General features: G+C 74.5%; 13 protein-coding genes. 6 read left to right on the plus strand and 7 right to left on the minus strand.

The window, feature by feature from the left end; genetic code table 11:
- Nucleotides 1-5: 5 nt before the first annotated feature.
- Nucleotides 6-2,735: a LamG-like jellyroll fold domain-containing protein gene (locus F593_RS23650; protein ID WP_022928363.1), complete on the minus strand. Its 2,730-nt coding sequence runs from the start codon at nucleotides 2,733-2,735 to the stop codon at nucleotides 6-8.
- A 238-nt stretch (nucleotides 2,736-2,973) separates the two neighbouring features.
- The gene (locus F593_RS23655; protein WP_022928364.1) at nucleotides 2,974-5,703 is read right to left on the minus strand and encodes a LamG-like jellyroll fold domain-containing protein; all 2,730 of its coding nucleotides are present in this window, start codon (nucleotides 5,701-5,703) and stop codon (nucleotides 2,974-2,976) included.
- Nucleotides 5,704-5,993: 290 nt separating this feature from the next.
- Between F593_RS23655 and F593_RS23660 the strand changes: the two genes are divergently transcribed.
- Nucleotides 5,994-6,782, plus strand: a complete 789-nt coding sequence (locus F593_RS23660; RefSeq protein WP_022928365.1) for a class I SAM-dependent methyltransferase — start codon at nucleotides 5,994-5,996, stop codon at nucleotides 6,780-6,782.
- Between the two features lie 3 nt (nucleotides 6,783-6,785).
- Nucleotides 6,786-7,508 (plus strand): pseudouridine synthase, encoded by a 723-nt coding sequence (locus F593_RS0108675; protein WP_022928366.1) that lies wholly within the window; start codon nucleotides 6,786-6,788, stop codon nucleotides 7,506-7,508.
- 48 nt (nucleotides 7,509-7,556) lie between these two features.
- On the opposite strand, the gene F593_RS28025 is transcribed toward F593_RS0108675, so the two are convergent.
- Nucleotides 7,557-8,957, minus strand: a complete 1,401-nt coding sequence (locus F593_RS28025; RefSeq protein WP_022928367.1) for an ATP-binding protein — start codon at nucleotides 8,955-8,957, stop codon at nucleotides 7,557-7,559.
- Nucleotides 8,958-8,969: 12 nt separating this feature from the next.
- On the opposite strand from F593_RS28025, the gene F593_RS29235 reads away from it, so the two are divergent.
- Nucleotides 8,970-10,175, plus strand: coding sequence for a hybrid sensor histidine kinase/response regulator (locus F593_RS29235; protein ID WP_084629757.1), 1,206 nt, complete (start codon nucleotides 8,970-8,972; stop codon nucleotides 10,173-10,175).
- A 19-nt stretch (nucleotides 10,176-10,194) separates the two neighbouring features.
- On the opposite strand, the gene F593_RS23675 is transcribed toward F593_RS29235, so the two are convergent.
- Complete coding sequence (locus tag F593_RS23675) at nucleotides 10,195-10,608, minus strand: response regulator (protein WP_051160475.1); 414 nt, start codon at nucleotides 10,606-10,608, stop codon at nucleotides 10,195-10,197.
- 137 nt (nucleotides 10,609-10,745) lie between these two features.
- On the opposite strand from F593_RS23675, the gene aroH reads away from it, so the two are divergent.
- The 3 genes from aroH to F593_RS0108705 all read left to right on the plus strand — a co-directional run bounded on the left by aroH (nucleotide 10,746) and on the right by F593_RS0108705 (nucleotide 12,810).
- Complete coding sequence (aroH, locus tag F593_RS0108695; RefSeq protein WP_022928369.1) at nucleotides 10,746-11,114, plus strand: chorismate mutase; 369 nt, start codon at nucleotides 10,746-10,748, stop codon at nucleotides 11,112-11,114.
- Between the two features lie 53 nt (nucleotides 11,115-11,167).
- On the plus strand, nucleotides 11,168-12,265 hold the full coding sequence (gene hisC, locus F593_RS0108700) for a histidinol-phosphate transaminase (RefSeq protein ID WP_022928370.1): 1,098 nt from the start codon (nucleotides 11,168-11,170) through the stop codon (nucleotides 12,263-12,265).
- 137 nt (nucleotides 12,266-12,402) lie between these two features.
- Nucleotides 12,403-12,810: a hypothetical protein gene (locus tag F593_RS0108705; protein WP_022928371.1), complete on the plus strand. Its 408-nt coding sequence runs from the start codon at nucleotides 12,403-12,405 to the stop codon at nucleotides 12,808-12,810.
- A 90-nt stretch (nucleotides 12,811-12,900) separates the two neighbouring features.
- Here F593_RS0108705 and F593_RS0108710 read toward each other — a convergent pair whose 3' ends face one another.
- The 3 genes from F593_RS0108710 to F593_RS0108720 are packed head-to-tail and all read right to left on the minus strand — an operon-like array spanning nucleotide 12,901 to nucleotide 15,667.
- Entirely contained in the window at nucleotides 12,901-13,497 is a 597-nt protein-coding gene (locus F593_RS0108710; RefSeq protein WP_022928372.1) for a PepSY domain-containing protein, read from the minus strand.
- The gene (locus F593_RS0108715) at nucleotides 13,494-14,990 is read right to left on the minus strand and encodes a sensor histidine kinase (protein ID WP_022928373.1); all 1,497 of its coding nucleotides are present in this window, start codon (nucleotides 14,988-14,990) and stop codon (nucleotides 13,494-13,496) included. The genes F593_RS0108710 and F593_RS0108715 overlap by 4 nt, the downstream gene beginning before the upstream one ends.
- On the minus strand, nucleotides 14,987-15,667 hold the full coding sequence (locus F593_RS0108720; protein WP_022928374.1) for a response regulator transcription factor: 681 nt from the start codon (nucleotides 15,665-15,667) through the stop codon (nucleotides 14,987-14,989). Before F593_RS0108720 ends, F593_RS0108715 begins: the two co-directional genes overlap by 4 nt.
- Nucleotides 15,668-15,718 lie beyond the last annotated feature (51 nt).

Consider the following 15,718-nt stretch of genomic DNA (forward strand, 5'->3'; position numbering starts at 1 on the left):
GGCGCTCAGCGCACGCGGAGCGTGACGGAGCCGCTGCGAGCGGCGATCGCGTCGGTGCCCGCGAAGCGGACGGCGACGCGGTGCTTGCCGGCGCGGACGCCGGAGACCGTCAAGCGGGCCACGCCGTCCTTCACGGCCAGCGCGCGACGGACCTTGCGGCCGTCGACCGAGACCGCCATCTTGCCGTCGGGGCGGCTGATGCCGGCGGCCTTCACGCGGAACGTGAGGGCGAGGCGGGCGCGGCCCGCGACGCGGGCCTTGACCGAGACCGTCGGGCGCAGACGCGCGACGCGCACGGCGGTGCGGGAGGCGGCGGTCGCCGTCTGGCCGGCCGCGGCGGCGGCCACGCGCACCGAGATGCGGCGACCGGCGTCGGCGGAGCCCAGGCGGTGCGTGGCCCCGGTGGCGCCGGCGATGGGCTGACCGTCACGGAGCCACTGGTACTGGAACGCGACGCCGGTGGAGATCGACCAGGAGCCGGCCTCGGCGCGCAGGGTGCGGCCGACGCGGGCGGTGCCACGCACGCGCGGGCCGGAGCCGTCGACGGAGACGAGCTTCGTCGGGGCGGGGGTCGCGACGGGCGGGACGGGCGTGCCCGTGCCGGGCGGCGTCACGATCGGACCGGGCGTCTCAGGCGTGCCGGGGGTCTCCGGCGTGCCGGGCGTCGGCGGGGCCTGGACGCGGGCGGTCAGCCACTGCGAGGACTCGAGGGCGTGGTCGACGATGCGGGTCTCGCCGATGCAGCCGTTCCAGCCCGCGCCGGCCTTGTCGTTCTCCCAGTTGGCGCCGAGGAGCCACGACATGCCCTTGTTGAAGCTCATGCCCTTCGCGTCGTCCCGGTTGCGCAGGACCGGGGCGCCGTCGACGGACATCGTGATGACGCCGTCCTTGTTGACGATCGCCACGTGCGACCAGCTGTCGACCATGATCTCGCCGGACCACGCGACCCGGTCGTCCTTCGTCGCCTCGCCGGGCAGGACGGAGAACTGGAACTCGCGCAGGTTCGAGATGCCGAGGACGGCCGGCGAGACGTAGTACGACCAGTCGCTCTTCGGCGTGCCCGGGATCTTCGAGCGGTTGCCGGAGCGCGTCAGGATCTTGCTCCACTGGTTCGCGTCGGCGGTCCAGCTCTTGTCCATCTTGACGAACGTCTCGATGGTGTAGCCGTCCTCCAGCTCGACATCGTTCGCCGGGGCGTTCGCGGCCGTCGAGAGGTAGCTGAACCGGCCCTTCGTGTTGTCGCTGTTCTTGAAGCAGATCGCGGCGTCGTCGGACGAGAAGCCCGGCAGGTCGTTGCGCTGGATCGTCACGTCGCCGATCTCGGCGGTGGTGGAACCGGAGGTCGCGATCGGCACCCGGCGCAGGTCGTTCTTGCCGGTGACGTCCGGCATGGCGGCGCCCTCGGGAAGCACGCCGTTCGGTGCGGACTCGGCCGAGCCCGGGCGCCAGTGCGCCACGGTGCCGTCGACCTTCGGGTAGTCCTCGCGGTTCTGCGCCTTCGCCGGCGGCGTCGTCGACGGCTCGGTGTAGCCGTTCAGCACGATCTCCTTGGCGCGCTCGGTGCGCGAGGTGCCGCTGGGCTGCGGGGCGGCTGCGCTGAAGTTCGCGTTGAAGCTCTTGAAGCGCGCGTCGAAGTCGAACGGGATCCCGTACTGCTGGTGCTTGCCCTTGAGCACCGCCTGGTCGAAGGGCGTCAGGAGCTCCTTGGGCTTCGTGACGACCCAGGGCGAGATGGCCTCGGCGTTGATGCGCTTGTTCGTGAAGTCGAACTCGTAGAGGCCCAGGTAGCCGTTGCCGCCCTGGTACGCCATCTGGTAGTCGACGAGCACCTGGTGCACGTCGTGTCCGAACTTGTTCTTCTTCGTCAGGCGCGTGGCGCCGTGGGAGTGCCCGTTCAGGGTCAGGAAGATCTGATCGTTCTCGTTGATCAGCTTGTCCCACACCCGCTGGCCGTACTCCGTCACGAGCGCGGTCTCCGCGTCGGCCTCGACGGCGATGAGCGAGTGGGTCGTGAGGATGACCGGCAGCGTCGGGTTGGCCTTGATGACGTCGTTCGCCCACTGGAGCGTGGCGTCGGAGGACCGCCAGGAGAGGGCGAGGACGAGGAACGTGCGGCCCTCGGCGGTGAACGTGTGCGCGGTGTTGAACCCCGTGGGGTCCATCGCCTTGAAGGTGGCCGTCTGCGCGGCGGCGCGTGCCCGGGTGAACGTCTTGCGGTAGCGCTCCTCCGCGCCGGCCGTCTCGTCGGCCTCCTTCGTGATGTCGGTGTCGTACGCCGACGAGTTGCGCAGGTCGTGGTTCCCGGGGAGGACGGAGTACGGGATGGCCCCGTTCTCGAGGTTCTTCATCGCGCTGTCCGCGACGGTCCACTCCGCGGCCACGCTGGCGCGGTCGACGACATCGCCGAGATGGGCGACGAACGGGATGTCGAGCTCCCGCGCGTTCTTCGCCAGCCAGGACGTCTGCGACTCGAACGGGTTGGAGCCGAACTTCGCGAACTGGTTCGAGGTGCCCGGGATGCCGTAGCGCGAGTAGAACTGCGTGTCGGGCAGGACGCCGAACGTGAAGCTCGAGACCTCCTTCACGTCGGTGGGCGTGGGGACGGCCGAGGCGGTGCCGGCGAGCGGGCCGGCGGCGAGGAGGCCACCGGTCGCGAGGGCGGCGGCCGCGAGGCGGCCGAGACCCGCGCGCGAGCGGCGGTCTGACCCAGGGAGGGGGGCGTGCGGTGTGGGCACGGAGAGGTCCTTCTTCGGAGGGGAACGTGGCGGCCCGACGGTCGTCCGGCGCGCGGCGACGCACGCTGGCAGCGTGTACGGCGGCTCCTTGTCGCCCGCTCGTGTCCGCCCGGTGAATAACCAGAGAACCGCGTGACAGGTCGTCACGGGGCGTTCCATCCGCCTCCCCCGACCGGGGGGGACGGGAGGGCCGCGACCCCCGAGGGGCGGCTGCCCTCCCGAGGCCGCGGCCCGTCGCCTAGCGGACGCGGAGCGTGACGGAGCCGCTGCGGGCGGCGATCGCGTCGGTGCCCGCGAAGCGGACGGCGACGCGGTGCTTGCCGGCACGGACGCCGGAGACCGTCAGGCGGGCCACGCCGTCCTTCACGGGCAGCGCGCGACGCACGGTGCGACCGTCGACGGTGACCGCCAGGCGACCGTCGGGGCGGCTGATGCCGGCGGCCTTCACGCGGAACGTGAGGGCCAGCCGGCCACGGCCCGCGACGCGGGCCTTCACCGTGACGGTCGGCCGCTGGCGGGCGACGCGCTCACCGGCGCCGGCTTCGGCGCTGGCCGTCTGGCCGCCGGCCGCGGCGATGACGCGCACCGAGATGCGGCGGCCGGCGTCGGCCGCCCGCACGCGGTACGTCGCGGCGTTGGCGCCCGCGATCGCCTGGCCGTCACGGAGCCACTGGTACTGGAACGCCACGCCGAAGCTCACGGACCAGGAGCCGTTCTCGGCGCGCAGGGTGCGGCCGGCGCGGGCGGTGCCGCGCACGCGCGGACCGGAGCCGTCGATCGAGACGAGCTTCGTCGGGGCCGGAGCGGGGGCGGGGGTCGGCGGCGTGCTCGGGGCCGCGATCGGGCCGGGCGTGTCGATCGGGCCGGGCAGGCCGATCGGGTCGGGCGTGCCGGGCGTCTCGTCACCGTCGCCGGGCGTCGGGACCGGCAGGACCCGGGCCGTCAGCCACTCCGAGGACGGCAGCGGCCGGTCGACCATGCGGGTCTCGCCGAGGCAGCCGTTGAAGCCGTCGGCGGGCTTGCCCTCCCAGGAGGCCGCCCCCATGATCCACGGCAGGTCCTCGATCGCCGCGATGCCGAGGGCGTTGATCGCGTTGCGCAGCACGGGCGCGCCGTCGACGTAGAGCGTCGTCGTCTTCGTCTTCGGGTCGTTGACGGCGGCGATGTGCATCCACTTGTCCGGCATCAGCTCGCCGGACCAGTTCGTCGTGTCGCCCGCGCCGCGGGTGCTGCCGAGGACGCTCCACTGCAGCTCGCGCAGGTTGGAGAACGCCATGACGAACGGCCCGGCCTCCATCTCGACGCCGGCGTTCGTCGGGACGCCCGGCACGTCGGCGCGCTGGCCGCCGCGGATGAGGGCGCCCATCCACTGGTTCTTCTCGTTGGTGTAGTCCGCCGACACCTTCATGAACGTCTCGATCGTGTAGCCGTTCGAGAACGTCTCGTCGTTCAGCGGAGCCTCCTTCGCGGTCTGGAGGTAGCTCATCCGGTTCGTGCGCCGGTCGGCGTTCTTGAAGCAGATCGCGCCCTGGTCCGCGGACTGCGGAGCGTGGTCGGTGGTGAGCGCGACGTCGCCGGCCGCGGCGCCCTGCACGCCGTCGACGTTGAGCGCGGCGCGGGTCAGGTCGTTGCCGCGGCCACTGATGTCGCGGATGCCCTCGCCGGGGGCGACGACCGTGCCGTCCCTCGGTGCGCCGACGCGCCAGTGCACGCGGGTGCCGTCGACCTTCGGGTAGTCCTCGGGCGTCTGCGGCGGGGTCTTCGTCCCGGCCTCGGGCTCCTGGTAGCCCTCGAGGACGATCTGCTTCGCGCGCTCCGTGCGCGAGGTGCCGTTCGGCTGCGGCGCGGCCTTGCTGAAGTCGGCGTTGAAGCCCTTGAAGCGCTCGTCGAAGTCGAACGGGATGTCGTACTGCTGGTGCTTGCCCTTCAGCACCGCCTGATCGAACGACGTGAGCAGCTCGGTCGGCTTCGTCCGCACCCACGGGGAGAGCCCCTCGGCGTTGATGCGCTTGTTCGTGAAGTCGAACTCGTAGAGGCCCAGGTAGCCGTTGCCGCCCTGGTAGGCCATCTGGTAGTCGATGACGACCTCGTGGACGTCGTGGCCGAAGTCGTTCTTCTTCGTCAGCCGCGACGCGCCGTGGTAATGGCCGTTGAACGTCAGGAAGATCTGGTCGTTCTTCTTGATCAGCTTGTCCCACAGGCGCAGGCCGTAGTCGGTCTCCTTCGCCGTCTCGCCGTCGCTCTGGATGTCGATGAGCTGGTGGGTGGTCAGGATCACCGGCATCGTCGGGTTGTCGGCGATGACCTTGTTCGCCCACGCCAGCGTCGCGTCGGACGCCTTCCAGGAGAGCGCGAGGACGAGGAACTGGCGGCCCTCGGCGGTGAACTTGTGCCAGGTGTTGAAGCCCGTCGGGTCCATCCCGCCGAACGTCGCGTTGGTCTTCGCACGCACCTCGGTGAACGTCTTGCGGTACGGCTCGTTGGGCAGGTCGTACTGGTCGTCGTTGAGCGACGTGTTGCGCACGTCGTGGTTGCCGGCGAGGACGGAGTAGGGCAGGCCCGCGGACTCCAGGGTCTTCATCGCGTTGTCCGCGACGGTCCACTCCTCGGGCTTGTTCACGCGGTCGACGACGTCGCCGAGGTGCGCGACGAACGGGATGTCGAGCTCCTTGGCGTTCTTCGTCAGCCAGGAGGTCTGCGACTCGAACGGGTTGGTGCCGAACTTCGCGAACTGGTTGCCCTCGCCCGGCGCCGCGTAGCGGGAGTAGAACTGCGTGTCGGGCAGGACGGCCAGCGTGAAGCTCGAGACCTGCTTCGCGTCGCCGGTGGCGGGAACGGCCGAGGCGGTGCCGGCCAGCGGGCCCGCGGCGAGCAGGCCGCCGGTGGCCGCGACGGCGGCAGCGAGGCGGCGCAGGCGCGCGGAGGGGCGCCGCGGTGACCCGGAGGTCGAGGCGTGCGGATGGGGCACGGAGGGTCCTTCTTCAGAGGGGATACGTCACGGCCGGACGGTCGCCCGACGCGCGGCGATGCACCGTCGCAGCGTGTACGGCGGCCCCTTGTCGCCCGGGTGTTTCTGAAGGGTGAAGAACCGGAGAACGCCCGCTTTCTACGGGGATCCCGTGGACGCAAAGCCCCCCGGGCGGAGGGGTCCGCGGGCTATCGACGCACGCCGTCGTCGCGGCGTACGGCGCCCGCCGACGGCCCCGGAACGGCCGCCGTGGCCGCACGGACGGGGCCGCCTGCCATCCTGCGTGCGGCATGAACGAGCACGACCACCAGATCGGCCTGCACGGCCTCGCGCTGCTGCGGGCGGGCGTGAAGGGCGACGCGCTCGGCGTGCACCGCCACCGCTCCGCGATCACCGACCTGCTGAACGACCCGTCCGACGCGACGAGCCGGGTGCTGCCCGAGGTCTCCGTCCAGGAGGGCTACGCGGCGTGGGCGACGTCCTACGACGAGCGCCGCAACGCGTCGATCCGCGCCGAGGAGCCGGTCGTCCGCGAGCTGCTCCAGGGACGCACGCCCGGCGTCGCGGTCGACGTCGGCACGGGGACGGGGCGCCACGCGACGTGGCTCGCCGCCCAGGGGCACCGCGTCACCGGCATCGACACGTCCCGCGCGATGCTCGAGGTCGCCCGCTCGCGCGCCCCGGAGCTCGAGTGGATCGAGGCCGACCTGCGTGCGCTGCCGCTCCCCGACGCGTGCGCCGACATCGTCGTCTGCGGTCTGACGCTCTCCCACCTGCCGACGCTGGTCGGGATCGCCGAGCTCGCGCGGCTGCTGCGTCCCGGCGGTCGGCTCGTCGTCTCGAACCCGCACCCGCTGGCCACCGACGTCCTCCACGCCCGCGCGTGGACGACCACCGCGGACGGCATCCGGGTGCAGGTGCCCGAATGGGCCCACGGGCTCGGCGAGTACGTCGCGCGCTTCGTCGCCGCCGGCCTGGTGCCGACGGTCCTCCAGGAACCGCCCCACGACGGCGAGGACCCCATGCTCCAGGGCATGCCCGCCGCCGTCGTGTGGGCCGCCGATCGTCCCGAGGCCTGAGCCATGCGCCTGCAGAAGTACCTCGCCCACGCCGGCGTCGCGTCGCGGCGCGCGTCGGAGCAGATCGTCGCCGACGGGCGGGTGACCGTCGACGGCGAGGTCGTGCACGACCCCGCGACCGACGTCGGGCCCGGCGACGACGTCCGGGTCGACGGGCGCAGCGTGACGCCCGTGTCCGACACCGTCGTCTACGCGCTGAACAAGCCCGCGGGCGTCGTCTCCACCGCGAAGGACACGCACCGCCGCGAGACCGTCGTCGAGCTCGTCCCCGCCGACGGCCGCCGGCTCTACCCCGTCGGCCGCCTCGACGCGGAGACGACCGGGCTGATCCTGCTCACGGACGACGGCGAGCTGGCCGACCTGCTCACCCATCCGCGCTACGAGGTCCAGAAGGTCTACATCGCCGAGGTCGCCGGCGGCCCCGTCGGCCACGACACGGTCGACGCGCTGCGCTCCGGCGTCCAGCTCGACGATGGCCCGACGCTGCCGGCCGGCGTCGAGCGCATGAACGAGCGCATGCTGCGGATCACGCTCCGCGAAGGTCGCAAGCGCCAGGTTCGCCGCATGTGCGAGGCCGTGGGACACCCCGTCGTCTCGCTGCGGCGCGTGAAGCTGGGCCCGCTCGACGTCGGCAGCCTGCGTCCCGGGCAGTGGCGGCTGCTCGAGGCCAGCGAGATCGAGGCGCTGCGCGCCGCGCCGGTGCGCACGGGCGCCGACCGCGACTGACCGGGCGACCCACGCCTCGCCGGGCGCGGTGGGCCCGGGGCGAGCGACTCAGCCCGCCACGTCGCCGCGGTCGGCGGCGGGCAGCACGAGCGTGAAGGTGCTGCCTGCGCCAAGGGTGCTGGCGACGTCGAGCCGGCCGCCGAGCGCCTCGGCCAGCGTGCGCGAGACCGTCAGGCCGAGGCCCGTGCCCTCCGTGCCCGCCGGCGCGGACCGCAGTCGCGTGAACGGGGCGAAGATCTCCGTCAGGTCGGAGGCCGCGATGCCGGGGCCCGTGTCTCGCACGTCGATCCGCACGTAGCCGCCGTCGCGGCGCGCCGTGAGGGTGACGGTGCCGTCCGGTCGGTCGTACTTGACCGCGTTGGCCAGCAGGTTCAGCAGCACCTGGACGGCGTGGCGACGGTCCGTCCGCACGGTCAGGCCGTCGGGGATGTCGACGTCGATCGCGATGCCGCGGTCGCGCGCGCCGGGGGCGGCCAGCGCGACGGCGTCCGCGGCGAGGACCTCGACGGGGACCGGCGTCGGGTCGACGGGCAGGGCTCCCGACTCGATGCGCGAGATGTCGAGCAGCTCGTCGACGAGCGTCAGGAGGTGCCGCCCGGCGCGACTGATCTGCGCGACGCCGTCGGCGTCCTCCGGCGGTAGCTCCGAGCCCTCGAGCAGCTGCGCGAACCCCAGGATCGCGTTCAGCGGCGTGCGCAGCTCGTGGCTCATGCGCGAGAGGAACTCCGTCTTCGCGCCGCTCGCCCGCCGGTCCGCGGCCCGCTCCCGGCGGTGCAGGTGCTCCAGCCGCTCCAGCAGGCCGGCGGTGGCCTGGTCGGCGAACGCCGCGACCTCGGTGACCGTCGGCGTGGGCCGGGCGCGGTCCACCCGGGCACGCACGTCGTCGGCGCGCTCGGGGGCGTCGCGCTGGATCGCGGCGACGACCACGTCGGCCGCCGCCTGCGCCACGTCCGGGTCGAAGCTCCAGACGACGTCGAAGACCCGGTCGGCCTCGGCCTCCGGCAGCGGCTCCCCGCCCTCGGGGGTCCGGCGGTGCGCCGCGCCGTCGAGCCCGCAGAGCGTGATCGCCAGGGAGGGCCCCATCGCGAGCACGAACCACTCCTGCTCGAGCGGGTTGCCGACGGCCAGGCGCACGCCGACGTGGTCCGTCTGCCACTCGGGCGGCGGCTCCTCGCCCGCGAAGACCGCGATGACGTCGGAGTCCTCCGACAGGCGCAGGTAGCGGTCGCGCTCCGCCGCCCAGTGCCCGAGGTGCTGGAACCCGGAGAGGAGGACGGTCGGGGCGTCCGCCTCGGCCACGAGGCCCTCGATGAGGTGGCTGGCCGCGACGAGGGCGCCCTTCGATACCGCCGTGGGCCGCAGCCCGGGAGCGTGCTCCAGCAGCGCGCGGTACAGCGAGCTGTGGACCTCGATCCGGTCGGGGGCCTGCCCGCTGTCGCCACGCCGCATACTGCGGGGACTATGACCGACGGCGGACCAGGGGTGGGGGAGGCGACGACGCCGGTCGTGCGAGCGAACGGCGGCGTGCCGCTGCGACGGATCCGGGTGGGTGCCCGGGAGCCGCGGATCGTCGTCCTCGACGACGACGACACGAACGTCCTCCTGCTCTCGCGCCTGCTCACCCGGGCCGGCTACGAGGACGTCGTCACCTCGACGGACCCCGTCGCGACGACCGCGGCCATCCTGGAGGACCCACCGGACCTGCTGCTGCTCGACCTGCGCATGCCGGAGCTCGACGGCTACGGGGTGCTCGAGCGCCTCGCGCCGCTGCTGGCGGCACCGCACGAGCTGGCGGTCCTCGTCCTGACCGCCGACCTGACGACGGAGACGCGGCACCGGGCCCTCGCGGCCGGCGCCCGCGACTTCGTGACGAAGCCGTTCGACCTCGTCGAGCTCGCGCTGCGCGTCGGCAACCTGCTCGAGACGGCCGACCTGCACCGCCGGCTGCGCGAGCAGAACGACCGCCTGGAGTCCGCGGTCGGCGCGCGCACCGACGAGCTCGTGCGGCTGTCCGCCGAGCTCGCCCACGAGGTCCGCACGCCGCTATACGCGATCCGCGGCGTGGCCGAGGTGCTCCTGGACTTCGAGGACGGCCTGCCCGCCGCGTTGCGCGGCGACATCGCCCAGGTCGACGCGTTCGCCCGCCTGGCCCTCGAGCTCGTCGACCGCGGGATCGCCTCGGCCCGCGCGGTCGCCGGCAGCGTCCTGCCCGCCCCGGCGGCGGTCGAGGTCACCGACGTGCTCGCCGGCCTGCGCGACGTGATGGGACGGACGGCGGGGGCGGCGGACGGACGGCTGCACGTCGCCGACGGCGCCGGGCTGCCGCCCATCGTCACCGACGCCCCGCGGCTGGGTCAGGTGCTGCGCAACCTGGTGGCCGACGCCCTCGGCGCCGCGGGCGAGGGCCAGGTCCGGGTGTCGGCCGAGCTCGTCGACGACGGGGCGCGGATGGCGTTCCACGTGCGCCGGCCCGACGCGGCGCCGGCCTCCGTGACGGGGTCGGCCGGGGCGGCAGAGGATCACGGCATGGGCCTCCCGATCGCCCGCCGCCTCGCGCGCCTGCTCGGCGGCGAGGTCACCGTGACCGACGCCGGCGACGGCGACTCCTGCCTGACGGCCACCGTGGCGACGCACCTCGAGGTGCCGCCGGCCGGCGGCACCGTCTGAGCGGCGCGCCCGGACGCCCTCAGGCCGCCGGCTTCGCCAGCGCCCGCACGCGGTCGAGGATCGCCCGCCGCGACGTGTCCTTGCCCAGGACGGCGTCGTATGCCTGCGGCCCGTCGTCGCCGTCGGCCGCCATGCGGTCCGTCAGCTCCTCCGCGAAGGCGGAGAGCAGGAGCACGCGGCAATCGGGGTCGGCGCGCTGGATGAGCACGGCGGCGGCGAGGCCGTCGAGGTCGGGCATCCGGTAGTCCAGGACGACGACCCGGGGGGCCAGCTCCGCCGAGGCGGAGACGGCGTCGAGTCCGCCACCGACCGCGGCGACGAGCTCGAGGTCGGGGGAGGCCTGTATTGCCCGGGCGAGCCCGGAACGGTAGATGTCGCTGTCGTCGGCGATGAGGACGCGGACCGACGTGGGGGGCGTGGGGTCGGCAGCCATGTGTGGGGGGATCGTTCGACTCGGAGCCGCAGCATCCCCCCTGGACGTCCGGCGCGGGGGAATCGTCGAACCTTCGTCCGCCTACGCCGTCCACGGTCGGCCGTCCGCCCGGACGGGCCCCTGCGATCATGCGGCGCATGCGGCTGCACGCCCTCCGGGGAGCGATCTCCGTCGAGCACGACGAGGCGGGGGAGATCCTCTCCCGCACCACGGAGCTCATGCACGAGCTCCTCGACCGCAATGCCCTGCGGCCGGAGGACATCGTCTCCTGCATCTTCACGATGACCCCGGACCTGAAGGCCGCCTTCCCGGCCGCGGCCGCGCGGGACATGGGCTTCGACCAGGTCCCCCTGATGTGCGCCGTTGAGATCGACGTCCCCGGCGCCCTGCCGCAGATCATCCGCGTGATGGCGCACTACTACTACGCCGGCGAGGACCACCGGGCCCAGCACGTGTACCTCGGGCGGGCCAAGGCGCTGCGCAAGGACCTCGAGAGCGCGCAATAGACCCGGAGGGCCGCGGAAGGCGGCCGGCGGGCGCGATTTGGGACGATTGGTTCGTGCCGCTGAAGCTGTCCGCCACCGCGTCGAAGATCCCGTACTACCCGACGGCCGGCGGCTACAGCCTGCCCGACGGCGTGGCGCTGCTCGCGTCGAACGAGTGCCCGGACCCGCCGCTGCCAGAGGTCGTCGCCGCCGCGTCGGCCGCGCTCGCCGCGACGAACCGCTACCCCGACCCGTCCTACGCGCCGCTGCGCCAGGCGCTGAGCGACCACACGGGCGTCGACCCGTCCCTGATCGCGGTCGGCAACGGCTCCTGCGAGGTCCTGCTGGCCCTGGGCGAGGCGCTGCTCGAGCCGGGCACGGAGCTCGTCTACGCGTGGCCGTCGTTCTCGGTCTACCCGCACCTCGAGGCGGCGTCCGGCGCGACGGCCGTCCGCGTGCCCCTCGACGACGACCACCGTCATGACCTCGACGCGATCGCCGACGCCATCACGGACGACACGCGCCTGGTCATCGTCTGCAACCCGAACAACCCGACCTCGACCGCCGTCGGCCTCGAGCCGCTCCGCGCGTTCGTGCGCCGGGTGCCCGAGCACGTCGTCGTGCTGATCGACGAGGCGTACATCGAGTTCGCGGAGCAGTACCGGCCGGAGGACTCGATCTCACTGCTCCAGGAGCACCCGCACGTGGTGCTGCTGCGCACGTTCTCCAAGCTCTACGGCCTGGCCGGGTTGCGCGTCGGCTACGGCCTCTGCTCGTCGACCGACCTCGTCGGCGCCGTCGAGCGGGTCCGCCAGCCGTTCGTCGTCAACGTCGCCGCGGCCGCCGCGGCCACCGAGGCGCTGCGTCACCCGGGCGAGACGGGGGCCCGCATCGCGCAGGCCCGCGAGTCCCGCGGCGTGCTTGAGGCGGGGCTGTCCGCGCTCGGCATCCGGGCCGCGCGGTCCGAGGCGAACTTCTGCTGGTTCGACCTGCCCGCCGACGGCCAGGATCCGGGCGAGGTCGAGCAGCGCGTGATCGCCTCCCTGCGCGACGGCGGGATCCTCGTCCGCTCCGGCGGCGCCCTCGGCCGCCCCGGCGCCCTGCGCGTCACCTACGGCACCCGGGGCGACAACGAGCGCTTCCTCGCCGCGCTCCGCACCGCGCTGGCGTAGGGCGCGGGCCGGGGCCCGGCCCGCCACCGGAGCGGCCCGGCGGTGGCGCCGGTCGTTCCGGGCCGGCGCGGCCCGACGGCCGAAGTCACAGGACGTTCGCATCGCGGCGCGGTGCCGGCCGTACCGTCGGTCCCACCATGGACGCCTGGCAAGCCGGCATCTTCGACGACGACCTGGCCGCGGACATGCGGGCCGACTGGGAGGCGGAGCTCGCCACGGGCTCGTCCCCGGCGACCGCCACCCGCCGCCTCGTCGAGGACTGGACGGACGAGGTCGCAGGCTCGCGACCCCTGACCGCCTCCTTCTGGATCGCCCTCGCCGCCCTGCAGCTGCAGGCCCAGGCCCTCGACGCGGACGTCCGCGACCGGGCAATCCGTGCGATCTCGCGCGGCGACGACCTCGAGCGGTGGATGGGCGACCCGTTCGACGACCTCGCGCTGGAGGGCGTCGACGACGCGCCGGACGAGATCGCGGAGCGCCGTCACGCCACGGCGGCGCTGCGGGCGCGTCTGCTGCAGGCGGCGCCGGTCGCCGACGCCGCCTAGGGCACGGAGGCGGAGGCCTTCCGGCGGGCCGGGCCTCGGATCCCGCGCCGTCGCCGCGGCGCGGCGCGACCCGAGGGCCGCGCCGGCCGCTCAGTCGTCGTCGCGGTCATCCGCGTCGCCGTCGTCGTCCGTGACGACCTCGACCACGCGCATGTCGGCCGCGAGCCGGACGGTGCGCTCGGCGCCGCGGCTCGGCAGCACCTCGACCTCGAAGCGCGCGCGGCCCTCGTCCTCGAGGTCGATCCCCGTGACGAGGCCCTTCACGCGCTTCGTGGCGGCGGCCTCGGCGCGGCCGGCGGCGGCGTAGGTCAGGCCGTCGGCGTCGTCGCGCTCCGTGCGCGTCACGCGGAAGCGGGCGTCGAGCTCGACCTGGCGGGCGGGACCGGTGCGGGGGAGCACCGTCACGTCGTAGGTCGTGCGGCCGTCGTCCGTGTCGCGGTCGATGGACGTCGCGCGGCCGGCCACCTTCTTCGTGGCCGCGGCGCGGGCCTTCGTGGCGGCGGCGTGCGTCAGGCCGCCGTCGCCGGCGACCGTGGGGGTGGCGGCGCGGGAGGCCGCGGTCTCGGAGCCGGCGCTCGCGGGTCCGGCGGCGACGGCGACGCCACCGGCGGCCGTCGCGGCGGCCAGGACGGTGGCGGTCAGGGCGGTGCGGGTGCGGTTCATCGTGCGCTCCTTCGTGGGGGTCATCGAGGAGCCACGCTAGGGAGCGCCGGATGAGAGATCGATGAGAGGGCCAGCCACGCGTCCGTCCCGCCGTCGGGGCGATCGTCGATCCCGGCCCGGCCGCCGTGCGCGGCGGCGACTGCGGCGACGATCGCGAGGCCGAGGCCCGTGCCGCGGCGCGCGCGGTCGTCGCCCGCCCCGGTGACGAAGCGGTCGAAGACGCGGTCGCGCAGCGCGGCGGGTACGCCGGGGCCTCGGTCGCGCACGTGCAGGACCACCGCGTCGTCCGCGCCCCTCGCAGCTCCCGCCCCACGCGCGCCGGCCGCCGGGCTCCCGCCGGCCGCGTCACCCGCATCCGCGGGCTCCGCTGAGACCTCGACGTCGCCGGCCCCGTGGTGCATGGCGTTCTCGATCAGCGCGTCGAGGGCCCGCGAGAGGTCCTCCCGGCGCGCGGCGACGACGGCCGGAGCGCCCGCGGCGACCGCGACCTCGAGGCCCCGGCCCTCGGCGGCCAGGGCGCCGGCGTAGCGGTCGCGCACCTCCTCCAGCAGCGGGGACAGTGCCACGGGCTTCGGCGGCCCCGGGTCGGGTCGGTCGGCGCGGGCGAGGGCGAGCAGCCGCTGGGCGAGCTCCTCCAGGCGACGCGTCTCCTCCGACGCCGAGCCGAGCGCCGCGCGCAGCTCGTCCGCGTCGCGCTCGCCCCGGGCCGCGAGGTCGAGCTCGGTGCGCAGGATCGCCAGCGGCGTGCGCAGCTCGTGGCTCGCGTCGGCCGCGAAGGCGCGCTCGCGGCGGAAGCCCTCGGCCTGGCGGTCGAGCATGGCGTTCAGCGTGTGCCCGAGTCGGGCGATCTCGTCGCGGGTCGGCGGCACGGGCAGGCGGTCGTCCGACGGCGCGTCGATCGCGGCGGCGCGGCGGCGCATCGCCTCCACGGGCCGCAGCGCCCCGGCGGCCAGCCCCCGGCCCAGTCCGGCGGAGAGCAGGATCGCGACGGGCACGCCGATCAGGAGCGCGGTGTCGAGGGCGCCGAGCGCGTCGTCGCGGTCCGACAGCGAGACCGCGGCCACGACGACGGGCAGGTCCTCGCGGTCCTCGTCGGCGGGAAGCGCTCGCAGGCGGGCCGGGAAGTCGTCCACGTCCCCGTCCTCGTCGCGCAGCGCGACGGTACGGCGGGCCACGGTCAGGTCGTCGTCGACGGCGCGACCGATCTCGCCGCGGGAGAGCAGCGCGGCGGTGCCGAGGCCCGGGCTCGCGGCGAGCACGGCCCCCGAGCGGTCGAGGATCTGGACGGCGCCGGCGTCCTCGTCGGCCGTCCCGGCGGGCACTGCGTCAGCGGCGGGGCGCTCGGCCGCCAGGGCGGTGGCGACGTCGGAGAGACGGGCGTCGAGCGTGCGGTCCAGCGAGGCATCGAGGCCGCCGGCCACCTGCACCCGCACGAACCCGGCGAGCGCGAGCAGCACGAGCGTCATCGCCAGGGTCGAGGCGAGGACGACCCGCAGGCGGACGGAGAGGCGGCTCACCCGGCCGCCTCGGCGTCCAGGCGGTAGCCGACGCCGCGCACGGTCTGCAGCAGCGCGGTGCCGAAGGGGCGGTCGACCTTCTGCCGCAGGTACCCCACGTAGACGTCGACGACGTTCGAGCGGGCGTCGTAGGCGTCGTCCCATGCGGCCTCGAGCAGCGCGCGGCGGTCCAGCGCCTCGCCCGGGTGGCGCAGCAGCAGCTCGAGCGGCGCGAACTCCTTCGGCGAGAGCTCGAGCTCCGTCCCGCCGTGCCAGGAGCAACGGGCCGCGGGGTCCAGGCGGAGCGGGCCGGCCTCGAGAACGACGGGCCTGCCCGCAGTGCCCCGGCGGACCAGCGCCCGCAGTCGCGCCTCGAGCTCGCCGAAGTCGAACGGCTTGACGAGGTAGTCGTCAGCCCCGCCGTCGAGCCCCGCGATCCGGTCGTCGACGCCGTCGCGGGCGGTGAGCATGAGGATCGCGGCCTGCACCCCGTCGGCTCGCAGCCGCCGGCAGGTCTCGAAGCCGTCGATGCCGGGCAGGCCGACGTCGAGCACGACCACGTCGTAGGCCGTCGCGCCGGCGCGCCAGAGCGCCTCCTCGCCGGTGCCCGCCAGGTCGACGGCGTGCCCGGCCTCGCGCAGGCCGCGCAGCAGCAGGGCCGCGAGCTTGGCCTCGTCCTCGACGATCAGCAGCCGCACGCGACGACCGTACCGTTCCGCCGCCGGCGCTCCGCCCGACGCCGCCGGGCC

Origin of the sequence: Patulibacter americanus DSM 16676, assembly GCF_000420025.1 — a bacterium.
GTDB lineage: Bacteria > Actinomycetota > Thermoleophilia > Solirubrobacterales > Solirubrobacteraceae > Patulibacter > Patulibacter americanus.

Bases quoted from the DNA above. Each gene is read 5' to 3' on its own strand.
- F593_RS0108675 (WP_022928366.1), top strand. From the start codon at position 6,786: ATGCGCCTGCAGAAGTACCTCGCCCACGCCGGCGTCGCGTCGCGGCGC.
- F593_RS0108710 (WP_022928372.1), bottom strand. From the start codon at position 13,497: ATGACCCCCACGAAGGAGCGCACGATGAACCGCACCCGCACCGCCCTG.
- F593_RS23660 (WP_022928365.1), top strand. From the start codon at position 5,994: ATGAACGAGCACGACCACCAGATCGGCCTGCACGGCCTCGCGCTGCTG.
- F593_RS28025 (WP_022928367.1), bottom strand. From the start codon at position 8,957: ATGCGGCGTGGCGACAGCGGGCAGGCCCCCGACCGGATCGAGGTCCAC.
- aroH (WP_022928369.1), top strand. From the start codon at position 10,746: ATGCGGCTGCACGCCCTCCGGGGAGCGATCTCCGTCGAGCACGACGAG.
- F593_RS23675 (WP_051160475.1), bottom strand. From the start codon at position 10,608: ATGGCTGCCGACCCCACGCCCCCCACGTCGGTCCGCGTCCTCATCGCC.
- F593_RS29235 (WP_084629757.1), top strand. From the start codon at position 8,970: ATGACCGACGGCGGACCAGGGGTGGGGGAGGCGACGACGCCGGTCGTG.
- F593_RS0108705 (WP_022928371.1), top strand. From the start codon at position 12,403: ATGGACGCCTGGCAAGCCGGCATCTTCGACGACGACCTGGCCGCGGAC.